This window comes from Paenarthrobacter sp. AR 02 (assembly GCF_021538675.1).
Classification (GTDB): domain Bacteria; phylum Actinomycetota; class Actinomycetes; order Actinomycetales; family Micrococcaceae; genus Arthrobacter.
The window spans coordinates 52,063-69,175 of record NZ_JAJUKH010000008.1 but is presented as its reverse complement, the minus strand read 5'-3'; the positions used below and the strand labels follow the sequence as shown (position 1 = coordinate 69,175).

The following is a 17,113-nucleotide window of genomic DNA, read 5'->3' as shown; positions in this document are numbered from 1 at the left end:
CTGGGAATGCGACTAACGGGAGAGAGCAATGAGCGCAGCACTGGAAGCATTGGAATCCGTTCCGCAGGGCACATCCCTCGCGGAGAACGCCTACCTGCTGCTGCGTGATCGACTCATCATGCTGGACATCAAGCCCGGTGACCCCATCAACGACGGGCAAGTCGCCGCCGAGCTCGGCATCGGGCGCACCCCCGTCCGCGAAGCCATCAAGCGCTTGGAAAGCGATCACCTGGTGGTGTCCTACCCCCGGCGCGGCACGTTTGCCACCGGCGTGGACATCACCCAGCTCGCCGAGGTTTCCGAGATCCGCGAGCTCCTGGAGCCCCTGGCCTCCCGAAAAGCCGCACGCATGGCTGGTCCTGCGATGCGGGAAGAGCTGCGCGCGGTCGCCGCTGCAATCAGTGCGCTGGACGGCCAGGACAATTCCTCGCAGGAACTCATGCGCTACGACATCCAAGTGCACCGGCTGATCTACAAAGCCTCGGCCAACGCGCACCTGGAAGACGTCCTGATCCGATACGACAACCTCGCCACCCGCATCTGGTGCCACATGCTGGAAAAGATGCCGTCCGTTTCGGGGCACATCTCCGAGCACGCCGAGCTCCTCACGGCCATTGCCGACGGCGATGAAGAACGCGCCGCCGAGCTCGCCCTGCATCACGTCGTCAGCTTCGAAGAGACCATCCGCAAGGTCCTCTAAGGCTTCTCGCCCTGCCGCCCTCCCGACTTCCGGCGGCGGGCTCCGCCTTCCGGCGGCGGGCTCATCCTCTGCGCGCTCGGTCGTTCCTCCCTTAGACGCGCGTTGCCGGATAACCCCACCCCCTCTTGACGCTCTCTCATATCCCTCCCGTTTGCGCCGAACCCTCTTTCACATCCCTCCCGTTTGGGGCGGACCCCCTCTCACGTTCCCCCGTTCTCCTCTGCTGCACGACGTCCCCTGAAGAGCAGTCGCCGTCGTCGCGCCTTTTGGGCGTCAGCGGTGAGTGAGGGTTGGGCTGAAGGGGGTGGGTTGTGAGTGAGGGTTGGGCTTGGAACTCCGTTGAATGCAACCCGACATCGCTGAGAGCAACTCTAATGACAACTCAACCGCGGACCTTCAAAAGCTCACCCTGCTCCGAAAGCGCCAAGAATCCGTTCAACAACCACCCTTGACCGTGACCGCCAACACACTTAGTCTGATGCAACAGTGTTGCGTTGAATGCAACCCCAAAGATTTTGGTGGACCATGAGCAATGAATCCTCAGTGGCAGCCGACCAAGGCAGCCCTTCCCCCAGCCTCAACCGGACAACCAATTCCAACCATGGAGTCAGCAAAGACACTCGACGACGAGTAGTCACCGCAAGCTTCATCGGCAACTTCGTCGAATGGTTCGACTACGCGGTCTACGGTTACCTGGCTGGCATTATTTCTACAGTTTTCTTCCCCGAGTCGGACCGTCAGACGGCCCTGCTCGCAACCTTCGGCGTATTTGCCGTCAGCTTCTTCGTAAGGCCCCTCGGCGGTTTCATCTGGGGCCACATCGGGGACAAGCTGGGCCGCAAGCAAGCGCTGAGCCTGTCAATCGTCCTGATGTCCGTGGCGACGTTCTGCATCGCACTGATCCCCGGCTACGCCACCATCGGCGTGATGGCGCCGATCCTGCTTCTTCTGGTGCGCGTCGTCCAAGGCTTCTCCGCAGCGGGGGAGTACGCCGGGGCGTCAGCTTTCCTGGTGGAGTACGCGCCGGCGAATCGACGCGGACTCTATGCCGCCGTCGTGCCTGCCAGTACCGCAGCGGGCCTGCTGCTGGGATCCTTGCTGGCCGCCCTGCTCAGTTCAGCGATGACCCCGGAGCAGCTCAGCGAGTGGGGTTGGCGGCTGCCGTTCCTGTTGGCTGCGCCGATGGGCTTGATCGGCCGGTATATCCGGACCAAGCTCGAGGACACACCGGCATTTCGGGAGCTCGCGGCCAAGGACAACGCAGTCAAGGCCCCTGCATTCGCCATGTTCAGGACGTACCGGAAGCAACTCATCATTGCCACCGGCGCGGTGTTGCTGAACGCGGTGGGCTTCTACGTGATCCTCAGCTATATGCCCACGTACTTGTCGGAGGAACTGGGCTTTGGCGCAACGGAGTCGTTCCTGGCCACGACCATCGCCCTGGCCAGCTACATCGGCTTCATCTTCCTGACCGGAATGGCGTCGGACAAGTTCGGCCGCAAGCGGATGCTCATCACGGCGTCGGTCCTGTTCGTGCTGCTGACGGTGCCGGCGTTCATGCTCCTGGATACGGGCAATTTCCTGGTGATCGTCCTGGTGCAGATACTGCTGGGCGGCATGCTCACCCTGAACGATGGAACGCTGCCGAGCTTCCTCGCCGAGCTCTTCCCCACGAAGGTCCGATACACCGGATTCGCCGTCAGCTTCAACCTCTCCAACGCCTTGTTCGGCGGCACCGCGCCGTTCATGGCCACCCTTCTTATCGGCATGACCCACAACCAACTGGCTCCCGGTTGGTACCTCGTGGCTGCCGCCCTGGTTTCCCTCATCGCGGTCCTGTTTGCCGCGGAGTCTTCCAAGAAGCCTCTGCTGCAGGACTAGAACAACCAACCCATTGAAAGGAAAGATCATGACCATCACGCAGAACGAGGCCGTCAACGATGTCGCCAAGCTCGAGCGCACCAAAGTCCTCAACAACGGCGAAAAGGTCTCGCTGACCTTCTCCGACGCGGAATTCGAACGCCGCCTAGCCGGACTCCGGAGCATCATGGCGGAGAAGGAACTCGACGCCGTCATCCTCACCAGCTACCACTCCATCAAGTACTACTCCGATTTCCTCTTCACGTACTTCGGCCGGTCTTACGGGATGGTGGTCACCAAGGATGACGCCGTCACCGTTACGGCAAATATCGACGCCGGTATGCCTTGGCGCCGCAGCTACGGCGAGAACCTCGTGTACACGGACTGGCGCCGTGACAACTACATCCACGCAATCCAGGAGGTCCTTCGGACCCGGGGCATCAACCCGCGGCGCATCGGCGTCGAAGACGATTCCCTGTCGCTGGACAACCGCAACAAGATCCAGGCCGCTTTCTCCGGTGCAACTCTGGTGGACGTGGCGCAGGATGCGATGCGTCAGCGCATGATCAAGTCCGCCGAGGAGATCGCCGTCATTAAGCACGGCGCCCGCATTGGTGACCTCGGCGGCGAGGCCATCCGCAACGCCATCACGGCCGGGATCTCCGAGTACGAGGTTGCACTGATCGGTACCGAGGCCATGGTCCACGAAATCGCCCGGACGTTCCCGGATTCTGAAATCCGCGACACCTGGGTGTGGTTCCAGTCCGGCATCAACACCGATGGTGCGCATAACTGGGCAACCACCCGCAAGATCCAGGAACACGACATCCTGTCCCTGAACTGCTTCCCCATGACAAGCGGCTACTACACCGCCCTGGAGCGCACCCTGTTCTATGGTGAACCGGACGCCCGCTCGCTGGAACTGTGGAACATCAACGTGGAGGTCCACAAGCGCGGACTGGAACTCATCAAGCCCGGCGCCGTGTGCAAGGACATCGCGGCAGAGCTCAACGAGATCTACATCAGCCACGGACTGTTGGCCAACCGGACGTTCGGCTACGGCCACTCCTTCGGTGTGCTGAGCCACTACTACGGACGCGAGGCCGGTCTTGAACTCCGCGAGGACATTGACACCGTCCTGGAGCCCGGCATGGTGGTGTCCATGGAGCCGATGATCACGGTGATGGACGGCCAGCCAGGTGCGGGCGGCTACCGTGAGCACGACATCCTGGTGGTCGGCGAAGACGGCGCCGAGAACATCACCAAGTTCCCGTTCGGCCCCGAGTACAACATCATCGGAGCCTAGTGACCAACCGGTGGGCGCAGTGCACGGCGCCCACCGGCTTCCCAGTGGAAGACCGGACCAAGACCCGAAATATAGTGAACCCATGACTCCCACGGAATCCACCGAGACTCTTGACACCGGCAACAGCAACGGCGACGGCAAGGGAACCTCTGTCATCGTCAACGCAATCGCTGTGCTGAAAAGCTTCAGCGCGGATGAACCCCTGCTTGGAGTCACCGAAATCGCGGGCCGTGTGGGCCTGCACAAGAGCACCGTCTCCCGCATCCTTGCGACGCTTGAACAGGAGAACCTGGTGGAGCGCGACGTCGATTCGCGCAGGTTCCGCTTGGGGCTGGGAATGATCGCCATGGCGGGCCCGCTCCTGGCCGAACTCGAAGAGCGCCGCGTCGCCTACCCAGTCCTGCGCGAACTGACCGAGCGCACGGGGGAGACCAGCGCGCTCATGGTGTGGAACGGCGTCGAATCCATGTGTGTGGAGCAGATTCCCAGCAGGCATCAGGTGAAGCACCTTGCCCCTTTGGGTGCACGTTACAACGAGGCCCTGAGCTCTTCCGTGCAGGTGTTCCTGGCTGCCGAAAACAGCGACAGGGTCCGCAACCTGCTGCACAGCAACGCGATCACCTTGCCTGGCCTGGACGACGACTCGGTGGAGGCCTACATGGTCCGGCTGGCGGAAGCGGCGGAACGTGGCTGGTCCGTGAACTTCGGGGAGACGTCCATCGAGGAAGTCGGCGTGGCCTCGCCGGTCTACGACCACCGCGGCGACATCGTGGCAGCCGTTCTGATCCCTGCGCCAAAGTTCCGGGTCTCGCAGGACACTTTGACGAGCCTGGGCGAAGCCTGCGCCGCCGCGGCGGCCAAAGTGACCACCCGGCTGGGTGGGCGCGCCCCGCGCTAGGTGGGTGTGAGTGAGCGTTGGGCGGAAGCCGGTGGGATGTGAGTGAGCGTTGGGGGGTAGCACAACGGTACGGCGACCGCCCCCTCAAAGGGAGCGGTCGCCGTCGTGGTTCAGGACGTGTGCGGAGGGCTTACATGCTCCTTCGCGCTGTGGTCCTTTCGTCCATGACATCCCGGCCGAGCCAAACGCCCAAACCGATCATGGCAACGCCAAGGATCAGGTGCAGCCAGTTGTCAGCCGTGTTGAACGGGATGAAGTTGGCGCCCGTTTCCTGGTTGATGACCAGGCCGTAGATCCAAAGAACGATGTATACGGCGCCGCCGCCCAGGAGGAACAGGCGGGCCATGCGATCGTTCCTTGCCATGGCCAAGCCGGCCGCGCCAAACAGCAGATGGACGATGTTGTGGAGTATGGACACTTGGAAGACTCCAAGCAGCATGGCGCCGGAATCATGTCCCGCAAAGGTCATGGCGCCGTAATTGGTGGTGATTCCCGGGATGAAGCCCAGGACGCCAACCAGCAGAAATACAATGCCAACGCCCATGGCGGTGTTGCGAAGTGTCAACCCCATCATGTGGTGGTGTTCGGCGGGGTGCGAAGCGGTGGTCATCAGTCCTCCCTTTCACGCGGTTACCCGGCTCTTCTCATGGAGAGCCGACCTGCGGCAAGGGTGTGGCAAAACCTTGCCGACGCCGCCATAATACTCCTGAAATGCCTCCGATAGCAGGGGATGTGCCCAGTTCAGCGACGATTAGCATGGTCTTATGAGCCAAGCTCCCCACGGACGCGTGCACACGATCTTCCATGACACGCGGGATTTCACGCCTTTCCGCGGTGGCCATGTCCGCACCCCGGTCCGGGGGCTCACGGACGGTGTGGGCGGAGTGCTGTCCGGCGTGCTCAGTGGCAGGGACCAGGCAAGGATTTCCGTCGTTGGCAGTGTGCCGCGGCTGAGGATGTTGTCGTCCAAGCCTGCCAAGGCCATGCACGACGCTGTTTTTACCTCCACCGAGCCCGAGCGGCTCCTCGCGCTTGGCCGGATGTACCCCGGGTGGGCCGGGTTGTGCCTTGTGGTGTCGGGTCTGCTGACCTACAAGCATGGGGGCTACCTGCGGGCTTCGGAACTGCTGCAGCGCGGCTTAACAACAAGGATCGACGACGACGCCAGCCAGTTCTCGTCCATCTACCTTGGGCAGGTGGTCACCCGGGTGGAGGTTGCCGAGCGCATTGAAGTTCCGGTTCTGTTCAGCGAGGAGTCGGTGTTCCTGGCGTTGTCCCATTGCCTCCGGGAGATGGGGATGATGGAAGCCGCGCTGGAAGCGGTGGTGGGCCTGCCGCCGTCGTTGCCTTCTGCCTTGGCGCGTTGCACGGCTGCCTATTCGCTGGGCCGCCACCGGGATGTGGTGTTGTGGACCGAAGGCTTGCTCAACACAGACGACCTCTCGGCAGCGTTGCTCCTGATCCGGGCCCGGTCGCAGCGGGCGCGGGGTGACGTGGACTCCGCGCAGGCTGCCCTGAAGGAAGTGCTTCGCCGCCGTAAGACCAGCCTGGTGTTGCGGAATGATGCCATGACCGACAGGGCTTTGTTGGCCTTGGACCAGGGGCGTCGGACGTTGACGCCGTGGGCCAGGAAACCAGCCCCGGCTGAGGAACTCGAAACGCTGGAAGTCATCCGCAAGGACGCCGAGATGCGCCGCTTGTGGGAGAACGACTTCAGGCAGCTGGGCGGCGAGTAAAAGAACCTTTCGCCATTACTAAACAAGCGGTTTCCAAGCACATCCAGGTCCTCGAGCATGCTGGGTTGGTGACGCGTTCACGCGACGCGCAGCGCCGCCCCGTTCACCTCGACGCCGCAGCCCTTGAGCGGTTGACGGCCTGGCTGGACCAGTACCGGCTGATCGCCGAGCGTCGCTTCCGGCTGCTCGACGAACTCCTGGCCAGCGATGGTCCCGCGGGGCTGCGGAGAAATAGGGAAGAGGAACTGACATGAGCAATCCAACCACCATCACCGTTGACGACGGCGTCCCGTTCGTTGACACAGTCCGCGAATTTGATGCCCCGGTCAGCGCGGTCTTCAAGGCCCACGTGGACCCCGACCTCCTGGCGAAGTGGCTCGGCCCGCGAAGCACCACCATGAACGTCACGGAATACAACACGGTGACAGGCGGCAGTTGGCGGTACGAGAGCGGCGACGGCAACAACCCGTGTTCCGGCCGGGGTGTCTTCCACAAGGTAGACCCTGACGCGCTGATCATCATGACCTTCGAATTCGACGGCGCCCCGGACCAGGTGGGCATCAGCACCACCACGTTCGAGGAAGTGGATGGGCGGACCCGGATAGTCGCCCACGAGGTCTACCCCTCAGTGGAAGCACGGGATATGGCGCTGGCGACCGGCATGAATTACGGCGTGATCGAGGGCTATGAGCGGCTCGACGAGTTGCTTTCTGCCTAGGCTGAAGCGCCGGCCAATGCCTGGACCAGCAGGGGAATGAGCTGCTCGGATAACAGCACTGCCCCCAGCCCGATCATGATGACCCCGCTGACCAGGGTGACCACCTTGGCTGCGCCAGGCCGTGATGCCAGCAGTTTCCGGGACGTCAAAGCAACCGCTGTGTAGACCACTGCAGCCAGGAACACGAAGGTCAGGCCGAGCAAGCCGGACTGGACGGGGACGGGAAGTGCTGCTTCGGGGCTCACGAACTGCGGCACCAGCGCCACGAAGAACAGCAGGCCTTTTGGGTTGATGCCGCTGGTGCCCATTCCCTGCAGGAACGTCCGGAGCGGGTTGGCGGAATGCACGACGCCGGCTTCCGCACTGAAGCTGGCACCTCGCCACGACCGGATGGTTGCGACGCCAAGCCACAGCAGGTAGGCGGCTCCGGCGACGGTGAGCCAGCCCAGCAGCCCCGGTACACCTGCCAGGAGTGCGGCCAACCCTGCCGCCATCAGCACGGTGTGGATGACGTACCCGCTGCACAATCCGGCCACTGCCGGGACAAAGCTACGCTGGCGCAGGCCGGCGGAAATGGAGTATGCCCAGTCGACGCCCGGGGTGCAGGCCAGGGTGACCGCAACGAGGATGAAGGCGAGGAACAGCTGCGGATTCACGGTTTTCTCCAGGGGTTGTTGAGCTAGGAAAACTCTAGGCAAATTCGGGCCATAAGTGTTCGCTTATTTAGCTCAGGCACTCCTGTTCTGAGTAAGATATTTGCGTGATTGACGGAATCGATAGAAGTATTTTGCGCCACCTCCGTGAAGACGGAAGAATGACTGCGACGGCTCTCGCCTCGAAGGTGGGTTTGACCGTGGCACCATGCCACCGACGTCTCAGGGACCTGGAGTCCTCGGGGGTGATTCGTGGGTATCGTGCGGACATCGATCCCGCGGCGCTGGGGCTGGGGTTTGAGGCCATTGTCTTCGTCACCCTGCGCCAGGTTGAGCGCACCATCATGGCGGAGTTCGAAGAGCGCGTTGCGGCGAGCCCCAACATCGTTGAGGCCCAGCGCCTGTTCGGCTCGCCGGACTATCTGCTGAAAGTCATCGCCGCCGACCTGCCCGCCTACCAGCGCTTTTACGACGACGAACTTGCGGCACTGCCAGCGGTGGAACGGCTGACGTCAACGCTGGTCATGAAGAACCTGAAGACCAACATCGGGCCTCCCGTTTAGAACTACTCCGACAACAAGCCAGTTGTCCTGTACGGAATCACTTCCCTGAGGAACATACTGGTGGAGGTGCGCACAATCCCTGGGCACAGCCGGATTTCCTCGGAAACGCGGTACAGGTCGTCGGGGCTTTTGGCGACGACCCTGATGATGAGGTCGGTGTCGCCTGCGGGCGCATGGCACTCCAGGACTTCGGGGATCTTCCGGAGCGCGGCGATGGCTTCGTTCAGGTGGCTTTGGTCGAGTTCGGCACTGACCGCGGCGGCAACTCCGCGACCCAGCGCCGATGGAAGGACGCGGCTGCTGTTGGCTCGCAGGGCTCCGGACGCGCTCATTCGTTCAAGTCGGGACTGGACGGTCCCGCGGGCAAGGTGCAACTTTTGGGCAAGCACCATGATGGGGACCCTCGGGTCTTCGTCCAGGGCGCCGAGGATTCGGCGGTCCGTTGCATCCAGTTCCTGCAAAGTGACCACTTCCTGCCGTCTTGTTGTTTACTAACTGGTCAAATCGACCAGTCAAGTCACCGTCCGTTGCTCCAACTGTATGCCTTCTGCTGAAATGGTGGCAACGAAGCAGGGAGAAGCTACCGCTGATCCCCGCACGGCGCCAAGGCACCCGGAACACCACCCGGAGCCCTGTACAGGTTTCCCGCAAGGAAGCAGCCGCTGATTGACTCTTGTTCACAGCATTGTCATTCATCACTCGCCCGTTCGTTTGGGCAGCAAGTAAGAGCCCCTGAGCCACCGGATCGTTGCGGTAGCTGAGGGGCTCTTGCCTTGCCTGGCCCGGGCGCCCCTCCGCATAGGCTTGGGGTATGACTTCCGCCGGACGCTTCGCCCCGAGCCCTTCGGGCGAACTGCACGTCGGCAACCTTCGTACTGCGGTCCTTGCCTGGCTCTTCGCGAAATCCACTGCCCGGAAGTTCCTGCTGCGCGTCGAGGACCTTGACCGCGCGCGGTCCGGTGCGGAGGCTGAGCAGCTCCGCGATCTGGAGGCTATCGGCGTAAGGTGGGACGCCGCCGTCGTACGCCAGACCGAGCGTACGGCTCTCTACGATGACGCGATCGCCCGGCTGACTGCCGAAGGTCGCACCTATGAGTGCTTCTGCACCCGCCGCGAAATTCAGGAAGCTCCCTCGGCCCCGCATGCTCCGCAGGGTGCTTATCCGGGGACGTGCCGGGAGCTGTCGCACGCTGAACGGGAGATCCGCAGGGCCTCGCGTCCGGCGTCCATACGCCTGCGGTCGGACGTTGCGGAGTGGGCTGTTGAGGACCAGTTGAGCGGGAGATTCGTGGGCATGGTGGACGACTTCGTCCTCCGCCGGAACGATGGCGTCACCGCCTATAACCTGGCCGTTGTGGTGGACGACGCCGAGCAGGGAATCGACCAAGTGGTCCGCGGCGACGACCTCCTCCCGTCCACCCCGCGCCAGGCGTACCTGGCCACGCTGCTTGGCGCACCGGTACCCGAATATGCCCACGTTCCGTTGGTGGTAAACCACGACGGCGTGAGGCTGGCCAAGCGCGACGGCGCGGTGACGCTGGGAGACCTCGCCGCCGTCGGAATTCCTGCCAAACGTGTCCGGAACCTGATCCTCGAATCACTCGGTCTCCCGGCGGGGCCGTTGGAGGACGCGCTCCCGTTTTTCGACCCGGAGCGGCTGCCCCGGGAGCCGTGGGTGTGGAAAACTCCCACAGGCTGAAACGACGTCCCAGTAGGCTGTCTGGATGCACTCACAAGTGATCGCCCCCGGTTTCGAACCAGTTGCCGAGCTCTTCGCTCGTTTCCTCGACCAGGATCCCGAGTATTCCGCGCAGGTGGCGGCCTACCATCGGGGCGTTAAGGTGCTGGACCTCAGCGGCGGTCCGCACATCCGTCCTGATTCTGTCACCGGAGTCTTCTCCTGTTCAAAAGGCATGGCAGGATTGGTGATCGCGTTGCTGGTGCAGGATGGCGTGCTTGATCTCGACGCGGAGGTGGTCAAGTACTGGCCCGAGTTTGGTGCGCAAGGCAAGGGGTCCATCACCGTCGCGCAGCTGCTGTCCCACCAGGCCGGGCTCCTGGGGGTGGAAGGCGGACTGACTCTGGAGGAGGTTAACAACTCTGAACTCGCCGCGGCCAAGCTGGCAGCGCTTGCTCCGTTATGGAAGCCAGGGGCGGCCTTCGGCTACCACGCTCTCACCATCGGAATCTTCATGGAAGAGCTGTGCCGTCGCATCACCGGTTCCACGCTGCAGCAGGTCTTCGAGCAGCGAATCCGGTCTCTTGCGGGTGCGGACTTCTACTTGGGTCTGCCGGAAGCCGACGACGCCAGGTTTGCGCGTTTCCGATGGGCCGCGGATCCGTCGTGGCCCTGGGTGGATCCCGCCAGCCACTTCGGCCTGGCGGCGAATTCTGCCGTGGGCGACATTCTGGACCTGCCGAACATACCGGAAGTGCGGGCCGCGGGGCTGAGCTCCGCGGCGGGTGTCGCGAGCGCCGATGGTATGGCCAGAATTTATGCTGCCGCGCTGACCGGTTTGGCTGTGGACGGTGACGCCGCAGCGGGTGGCGGCCAGCCCGCCGTCGGACCCTTCCTGACAGAGGAAACCATCCGTACGGTGACAGCTGAGCAGGTGTTCGGCATCGACCGCGTGTTTGGGGAGACTGGTTGCTTTGCCACTGTTTTCATGAAGTCGCACACCCGGATGCCGTTCGGCAGTTACCGCGCTTTCGGGCACGACGGCGCCAGCGCATCTCTGGGGTTCGCGGACCCTGTGTATGAACTCGGCTTTGGATACGTGCCGCAGCAGGCCGAGCCTGGGGGAGTGGGCTGCCGCAACTTCCTGTTGAGTTCAGCCGTGCGCCAGGCGATCGAGGGACGCGCCGCGTAAAGCTACGGAGTGAGCTTCGCTGCGTGCACGCCGGCTGCCATTCCGGCCCACAGTGTGTCCGTGGTGGCATTGACGATGTCATCCACGGTAGTGCCGTCCAGGTGATTCCCCGCGGCAAGAACGGCCGCTCCGTGCAGGCTGACGAAGCACACCATTGCTAACGTCCCGGGGTCGCCTTCGGCCAACTCTCCGGCGTTCTGCCCTTCGACGATCATGGCTTGGGCGACATGGATTCCCTGTTCGGCCGTGCTCCTCAGTTCGGCGCTGGAATCCGGATGGTGCTTGCTGGAGTACATGACGGTCAGGAGGGCGGGGTGGGCAACAGCGAACTCCACGTACGCCTTCCCGACGCCGACGAAACGGCTCCGAAGCCCGGCGCCCGACTCAGAGGCGTTACGGATGAGGCTGTTCATCAATTCAAAGCCGGCCAGGGCCAGGGCATCGATCAGGGCCTGTTTATCGCGGAAATGCTTGGCCGGCGCGCCGTGGCTGACGTTCATCTCCCGCGCCAACTGGCGCAGGGATAGGCCATCCACACCAACGTCCTCGATGGATTCCATGGCGCGCTCCAGCAGGGCCTCGCGGAGCTTTCCGTGATGATAGGGCTGCTGGGTCATGCTTCGAGTCTAAATGAAAGTAGTCATTGACAACAAAGTAGGCACTGCCTACCATGTAGACACCGACTACTTCAGTTACCCATCCAATCGATCGGAACCCACCATGACCATGACCTACTCCGGCACCACGGCGCTCATCACGGGCGCAAGCTCAGGACTCGGCGCCGAGTTCGCCCGACAGTTTGCTGCCCGGGGTGCTGGCCTCGTCCTGGTCGCGCGACGTGCGGACCGGATGGAGGAGCTGGCAAAGGAGCTCCGCTCCAAGCACGGCGTCACCGTCACGGTACTTCCCATGGACCTGGGCCGCCCCGGCGTTGGCAAAGAACTTTTCGAGGAAGTCAGCAGCCGTGGGATCACCGTGGACACGCTGATCAATAACGCAGGCTTCGGAACCCACTCGCCGTTCGTCGAGGAAGAGCCGGATGTCATTGCCTCCGAAATAGCCCTCAACGTAGCTGCGCTTGTTGATATCACCCGGTCCTTCCTTCCCGGCTTGCTCACCTCCGGAACCGGGGCCTTGGTCAACGTGGCCAGCACGGCCGCGTTCCAGCCCATCCCCGGCATGGCAGTGTACGGAGCCACCAAAGCGTTCGTGCTCAGTTTCACGGAAGCCGTTGCCCATGAAACCAAGGATTCCGGGCTCAACGTGCTTGCCCTGTGCCCCGGGGCGACCAGCACGGAGTTCTTCGACGTCGTGGGAAGCCAGTCCGCAGCAGCAGGCCGCATGCAGTCCTCCGAACAGGTCGTTGGAACCGCGCTGAAGGCACTTGACCGCAAGGGCACGCCAGGAAGCGTGGTTTCCGGCTGGGCCAACCGCATCGCGGCCGGTTTCGCGCAGCGATTGCCCAGGGCCGTCACCGTTGCCATCGCGGCGCGGGCTGTCCAGGACTGACGCGGGCCCTCCGGTGTTGTCCCTGCGGGGAAGCAGATAGCCTGAAGACAGGGCCGAGCCTCATCGGCGCCGCACCCATCCGAAGGCCAACATGACCGAATCACGCTTCACTGTAGAGACCGCCCAAGTCCTGGCAGAGGTGGCCCACAACCGGCAGAAGGACAAGCTCAAGCGCCCGTATCGCGAGCATGTCCTGGCCGTTGGCGACGCGCTCGCGGATTTTGACGAGGACATCCAGATCGCCGGCTACCTTCACGACATCGCCGAGGACACCCCCATCACCAGGCAAGCCCTGCTGGACATGGGGGTGTCCGAGCGTGCTGTGGACATCATCGAACGCGTCACCCGCCGCTTCCACGACGATCCGGACGATTACGACGCCGGCATCCGCTTCGTAGCGGAGGACCACGACGCCACGTTGGTGAAAATCGCCGACAATGCACACAACTCGTTGCCTGAACGGGTCAGGGCGCTCGCGGAAAAGTGGCCCGACAAACCGCCTACAACCCGGTACGCCGATGCCCGTCCGGTCCTGTACACGGCCGTTCCCCGGGAAGAAGTGGAGTTGATCCTGCAGCGGATCAACCCGCACCTGCTCCAGGAACTGGACGACATCGTTCCCGAATAGGCTTACTTGCCGTTGCGGGGCCCGCTCTGCACGCTATGAAGGCGATTTGGGGTGCAGAGCAGGCCCCGCAACGCGTCAGCCGGCGGCCGCTTCGAGCCGCCGAAGTGCAGCGGCCCGGCCCTTGTGTCCGCGTCGTTCGTCGAACGCGATGGACAGGCCCAGCACCGCCATCATTTCCAGCATGCACAGAGGCACGGAAGCCCCAGCTGCGGCCATGGCAATGCTTCCCGCCAAGGCAAGGACTACTACGGCCGTGCTCACCAGTAGGTCGCGGTCACGGCCGAGCATGATGCTGTAGAGCGTGGTGAGTGAAACCTTGAAAAGGATGATCGGGATGGCGATCGATGCCACGGCTCCGGCCGCCGGGACCTGGGCTTCGTGGTCGATGAAGTAGGCCGCAATATGGAGCCCTGCGCCGGTGGCCGCGATGGCCGCGAAAATGATCATGTGCCCGTAGCCGAAGACCCAGGAGCGGTGCCGCTGCAGATGAAGGGCAGGGCCTGCAGGGAGGATGAAGTAGATCCACCACATGGCGAACGCCAACCCGGTACCGCTGAAACCAACCAGTGCAGCATCCACCGACCAGCCGTGGGTGGCGACGATGGCGCGCAGGGTTTCGATGGCCCCGATCAAGCACTCTCCCAAGGCAATGATGGCCAAGAGCCCGTACCTTTCCGCGATGTGGTGGGCGTGCCAGGGCGTACGGATCTTGCGTTCGGCGAAGTAGGGCGTCGCCATCTCCAGCACGAAGAGGGGAGCGGCCATCAGGAACGTGGTGAGCACATCGGTCTCGATCACCAGGGCAAGGACCCAGCCGATCTGGACAACCGCCAAGTACTTCGCGTAACGGAGGCATGTCTCGCGGCGTTCCGGGTCTTGGCGGGCAGCGCGCAGCCATTGGAAGATCAAGGCCACGCGCATGATGATGTAGCCGATAAGGATGGCCACGTTGTCGACGTGATCCCCGTCGACAATCGAGTGGAACATCGGTTCGATACCCATGGCCAGGATCAAGACGCCCACCATTTGCACCATGGTGACCACGCGGAACACCCAGTCATCCGTGTCGTAGGCGCTGGCGAACCAGGTGAAGTTGATCCAGGCCCAAATCACGGCGAACATCGCGAAGCTGAAACCCAGCAGGCCGGCGCCGAAATGCGCCTCGGCGACGGCATGTGCGAACTGGTTGCCGGCAACACCGAAGGCGATCACAAATGTCAGGTCGAAAAACAGCTCCAGCGGTGTGGCAGTGCGGTGTTTCTCGTGGGGATCGCGGCCGCCCATGGTGGACAGGGCATGGCGAAGTGGGTTCGTGGACATGGCTCAAAGATTACCGTTGCCGCGACCTCAGCGGGTGGCTCGGCCTAGACGCGGCCCAGGGCGTCGATGTCTTCCAGGAAGTCCTGGTGGACCTCGGCGCTGACGGTAGTGCGGGTGTCGGCGATTGCGTCGAGGTAGTCCTGCGTGACAGGTCCTTTCCGTCCGTTCGCCCCACCCGAAGCCGCACCGTCGTCGTACACGGCTTTTTCCAAGGCGCGCTGGGAGGCGCTGCGGGCAGCGAACTCGATGTCCGCCGGCGAGAATCCCTCCGTCCGGGAAACCAGCAATGGGATGTCCACCGAGTCCACCACCGTGGCTGGGATGAAGCGTTGCCACATGGCTTCGCGGGCGTGGACGTCCGGCAGGCCGATGGGGATGACGTAGTCGAACCGGCCGTGGCGCAGGAACGCGGTGTCCAGGGCGCGGATGAAGTTGGTGGCGCACACCAGGAGGCGGCCGGGTTGTTCGCGGAAGGCCGGGATGATTTTGAGGAGCTCGTTGGTAACGCCCTGCAACGGCGAAGGCGGATCGCCTGCGCGCTGGGAGGCGATCTCTTCGACCTCGTCGATGAACACGACCGCGTGCTCGAGCTCGGCGATTTCCAGGAACGTTTCGCGCAGTGCCCCGGCCAGGCCTTTGGGGTCGGAGGCCAAACGGGAGGGGAAGACTTCCACGAACGGCCACTCCAGCCGGGAGGCGATGGCCTTGGCGAAGGTAGTCTTGCCGGTGCCCGGCGGACCGAACAGCACCACTGCGCGCGGCGGAACGACGCCGTATTCGTCGGCGAGGTCTGCTTCGGCCAACGGCAGCACCAGCCGGCGCTCCAGGAGTTCCTTCTCCCGCCGCATGCCTGCGACGTTCTCCCAGAGATCACGGGCCAAGATGCGCCCGCCAAGCAGCCCGAGCGCGCCGAGTTCCTGGCGTTGCACCGGGATGGTCCGTTCGAAGTAGCGCAGGTTCTTCTTGACGACGAAGCCGCGGCCCAGGAACGCCTCGACGCGCGTTTCCGTTTCCGGCATCAGTGCGGAGAGCTTGTTGAGCCCGTGCGGGGCCATGCGGTTTTCGACGGCGGACAGCAGCGAGGTGCCGATGCCACGGCCGCGGAACTCGGTGAGGGTGGCGAGAAAAACGATCCAGCCTTGGTCGTGGGCGGCGCGTCCGACGGCGGCACCCACCACCTGCTCGCCCTGCACCGCAACCACTGCGTGGTCCTTTTCGCAGGAGGCGAGGACCTCGGACAGTGCGTACACAGGTTCAACACCGTCAGCTTTGAGCGACTCCCAGAGGTGCAGGATGCCGTCCAGATCGGACGAGTGGAAGTCCCTGATGCGCCAGTTCGTCATGCTCATAACTCCTCGGTGGATCGCCGTTGATGCCTTGGAGTTGAGCATAGGCGAATCACTGCTGCCGAAGGTTGCGCCCCCGTTGCGTTACGAAACGGGATGCAACCGCACTCCTGGGGTGCTGCGTGCCGTGGCTCGGAAGTACTCCTGGCGCTGGCTTCCCAGGCCCTCAATTTCCACCTCCACCACGTCACCCGGCTGGATGAACGGGAACCGGCCGGACATGGCTACCCCTTCCGGCGTTCCCGTGATGATGACATCACCGGGTTCAAGGACCATGTACTGGCTGAGGTGGTGGACGATCGTGGCGGGGTCGAAGATCATGTCCGAGGTGCTGGAGTCCTGTCGGGATTCGCCGTTGACCACGGTCTGGAGGTGCAGGTTGTCCGGGTCGATGTCGGAGGCGGGAACCAGCCACGGACCCAGGGGAGTGGAAGCCGGCAGGGATTTGCCCTTGGTCCACTGTCCGGCCGCGCCCGGGATTTGGTATTCGCGCTCGGAGAGGTCATTGGCTACGGCGTAGCCTGCGATGCAGTCTTCCGCCTCCTCAAGGGAGGAAAGGTATGACGCTTCCCGGCCGATCACGATTGCCAGTTCCACTTCGTAGTCGTACTTTTCCGACGACGGCGGGATGGGGGCAGCGTCGAAAGGGCCGACTATGGTGTTGCTCGGCTTGAGGAACACCACGGGTACCTCGGGCGGAGTTGCACCGGATTCTGCTGCGTGGGCGGTGTAGTTCAGGCCGATGGCCACCACGGCACCGGGCCGGGCCACTGGTGCGCCGACGCGAAGCCCCACCGCGGAGATTTCGGGGAGTTCGCCTTTGTCCAGGGCCTCACGGGTGCGTGCGATGCCGTCCGAGGCGAGGAAACCGCCGTCGATGTCGTTGGTCAGAGCCGTGAGGCTGAAGTATTTCTCGGTTCCGTCGGCGTCCTGGGCGATGACTGCCGGTTGTTCGTTTCCGGCCGTACCCAGCCTGGCGAATTTCAAGGTCATGGCTTCCTCCGTG

At 63.3% G+C, this 17,113-nt stretch carries 18 protein-coding genes and 1 pseudogene; 12 read left to right on the top strand and 7 right to left on the bottom strand.

The window, feature by feature from the left end:
• The first annotated feature begins 28 nt into the window (after positions 1 to 28).
• The 4 genes from LRQ04_RS14895 to LRQ04_RS14880 all read left to right on the top strand — a co-directional run bounded on the left by LRQ04_RS14895 (position 29) and on the right by LRQ04_RS14880 (position 4,764).
• Positions 29 to 700 carry a GntR family transcriptional regulator gene (locus LRQ04_RS14895; RefSeq protein WP_235521027.1) on the top strand — a complete coding sequence of 224 codons (672 nt, stop codon included), beginning with the start codon at positions 29 to 31 and terminating at the stop codon, positions 698 to 700.
• Positions 701 to 1,225: 525 nt separating this feature from the next.
• Positions 1,226 to 2,581, top strand: a complete 1,356-nt coding sequence (locus LRQ04_RS14890) for an MFS transporter (RefSeq protein ID WP_235521025.1) — start codon at positions 1,226 to 1,228, stop codon at positions 2,579 to 2,581.
• A gap of 28 nt (positions 2,582 to 2,609) precedes the next feature.
• A complete protein-coding gene (locus LRQ04_RS14885) occupies positions 2,610 to 3,866 on the top strand; it encodes an aminopeptidase P family protein (RefSeq protein WP_235521024.1) in 1,257 nt (418 codons plus the stop codon).
• A gap of 82 nt (positions 3,867 to 3,948) precedes the next feature.
• A complete protein-coding gene (locus LRQ04_RS14880) occupies positions 3,949 to 4,764 on the top strand; it encodes an IclR family transcriptional regulator (RefSeq protein ID WP_235521022.1) in 816 nt (271 codons plus the stop codon).
• Positions 4,765 to 4,894: 130 nt separating this feature from the next.
• Here LRQ04_RS14880 and LRQ04_RS14875 read toward each other — a convergent pair whose 3' ends face one another.
• Entirely contained in the window at positions 4,895 to 5,374 is a 480-nt protein-coding gene (locus tag LRQ04_RS14875) for a DUF4383 domain-containing protein (protein ID WP_235521020.1), read from the bottom strand.
• Between the two features lie 154 nt (positions 5,375 to 5,528).
• On the opposite strand from LRQ04_RS14875, the gene LRQ04_RS14870 reads away from it, so the two are divergent.
• From LRQ04_RS14870 to LRQ04_RS14860, 3 genes and pseudogenes are all read left to right on the top strand, one after another.
• Positions 5,529 to 6,500 (top strand): hypothetical protein, encoded by a 972-nt coding sequence (locus LRQ04_RS14870; protein WP_235521019.1) that lies wholly within the window; start codon positions 5,529 to 5,531, stop codon positions 6,498 to 6,500.
• Positions 6,500 to 6,754 (top strand): annotated as a pseudogene (locus LRQ04_RS14865) (ArsR/SmtB family transcription factor); the annotation flags it as partial. The gene LRQ04_RS14870 and the pseudogene LRQ04_RS14865, both read left to right, overlap by 1 nt.
• Positions 6,751 to 7,218 carry an SRPBCC family protein gene (locus LRQ04_RS14860; RefSeq protein WP_235521017.1) on the top strand — a complete coding sequence of 156 codons (468 nt, stop codon included), beginning with the start codon at positions 6,751 to 6,753 and terminating at the stop codon, positions 7,216 to 7,218. The pseudogene LRQ04_RS14865 and the gene LRQ04_RS14860, both read left to right, overlap by 4 nt.
• Here the strand turns inward: LRQ04_RS14860 and LRQ04_RS14855 are convergent.
• Positions 7,215 to 7,874 (bottom strand): LysE family translocator, encoded by a 660-nt coding sequence (locus LRQ04_RS14855; RefSeq protein ID WP_235521015.1) that lies wholly within the window; start codon positions 7,872 to 7,874, stop codon positions 7,215 to 7,217. The two genes, LRQ04_RS14860 and LRQ04_RS14855, sit on opposite strands and share 4 nt — an antisense overlap.
• Before the next feature lie 104 nt (positions 7,875 to 7,978).
• Here LRQ04_RS14855 and LRQ04_RS14850 point away from each other — a divergent pair, with 104 nt between their 5' ends.
• Positions 7,979 to 8,434 carry an Lrp/AsnC family transcriptional regulator gene (locus tag LRQ04_RS14850; RefSeq protein WP_235521013.1) on the top strand — a complete coding sequence of 152 codons (456 nt, stop codon included), beginning with the start codon at positions 7,979 to 7,981 and terminating at the stop codon, positions 8,432 to 8,434.
• Between the two features lie 2 nt (positions 8,435 to 8,436).
• On the opposite strand, the gene LRQ04_RS14845 is transcribed toward LRQ04_RS14850, so the two are convergent.
• On the bottom strand, positions 8,437 to 8,895 hold the full coding sequence (locus tag LRQ04_RS14845) for an Lrp/AsnC family transcriptional regulator (protein WP_235521224.1): 459 nt from the start codon (positions 8,893 to 8,895) through the stop codon (positions 8,437 to 8,439).
• A 350-nt stretch (positions 8,896 to 9,245) separates the two neighbouring features.
• On the opposite strand from LRQ04_RS14845, the gene gluQRS reads away from it, so the two are divergent.
• Together gluQRS and LRQ04_RS14835 are read left to right on the top strand one after the other, a co-directional pair.
• Complete coding sequence (gene gluQRS, locus LRQ04_RS14840) at positions 9,246 to 10,133, top strand: tRNA glutamyl-Q(34) synthetase GluQRS (RefSeq protein ID WP_235521011.1); 888 nt, start codon at positions 9,246 to 9,248, stop codon at positions 10,131 to 10,133.
• Positions 10,134 to 10,158: 25 nt separating this feature from the next.
• A complete protein-coding gene (locus LRQ04_RS14835; RefSeq protein WP_235521009.1) occupies positions 10,159 to 11,304 on the top strand; it encodes a serine hydrolase domain-containing protein in 1,146 nt (381 codons plus the stop codon).
• 2 nt (positions 11,305 to 11,306) lie between these two features.
• Here the strand turns inward: LRQ04_RS14835 and LRQ04_RS14830 are convergent, their stop codons facing one another.
• A complete protein-coding gene (locus LRQ04_RS14830) occupies positions 11,307 to 11,921 on the bottom strand; it encodes a TetR/AcrR family transcriptional regulator (protein WP_235521007.1) in 615 nt (204 codons plus the stop codon).
• A gap of 13 nt (positions 11,922 to 11,934) precedes the next feature.
• On the opposite strand from LRQ04_RS14830, the gene LRQ04_RS14825 reads away from it, so the two are divergent.
• Complete coding sequence (locus LRQ04_RS14825) at positions 11,935 to 12,813, top strand: SDR family oxidoreductase (RefSeq protein WP_235521006.1); 879 nt, start codon at positions 11,935 to 11,937, stop codon at positions 12,811 to 12,813.
• 91 nt (positions 12,814 to 12,904) lie between these two features.
• Positions 12,905 to 13,441 carry a phosphohydrolase gene (locus LRQ04_RS14820; RefSeq protein ID WP_235521004.1) on the top strand — a complete coding sequence of 179 codons (537 nt, stop codon included), beginning with the start codon at positions 12,905 to 12,907 and terminating at the stop codon, positions 13,439 to 13,441.
• Positions 13,442 to 13,516: 75 nt separating this feature from the next.
• Here LRQ04_RS14820 and LRQ04_RS14815 read toward each other — a convergent pair whose 3' ends face one another.
• From LRQ04_RS14815 to LRQ04_RS14805, 3 genes are all read right to left on the bottom strand, one after another.
• Entirely contained in the window at positions 13,517 to 14,761 is a 1,245-nt protein-coding gene (locus LRQ04_RS14815) for a low temperature requirement protein A (protein WP_235521003.1), read from the bottom strand.
• 44 nt (positions 14,762 to 14,805) lie between these two features.
• Positions 14,806 to 16,104, bottom strand: a complete 1,299-nt coding sequence (locus tag LRQ04_RS14810; protein WP_235521001.1) for an ATP-binding protein — start codon at positions 16,102 to 16,104, stop codon at positions 14,806 to 14,808.
• Positions 16,105 to 16,191: 87 nt separating this feature from the next.
• Complete coding sequence (locus LRQ04_RS14805; protein ID WP_235520999.1) at positions 16,192 to 17,100, bottom strand: fumarylacetoacetate hydrolase family protein; 909 nt, start codon at positions 17,098 to 17,100, stop codon at positions 16,192 to 16,194.
• Positions 17,101 to 17,113 lie beyond the last annotated feature (13 nt).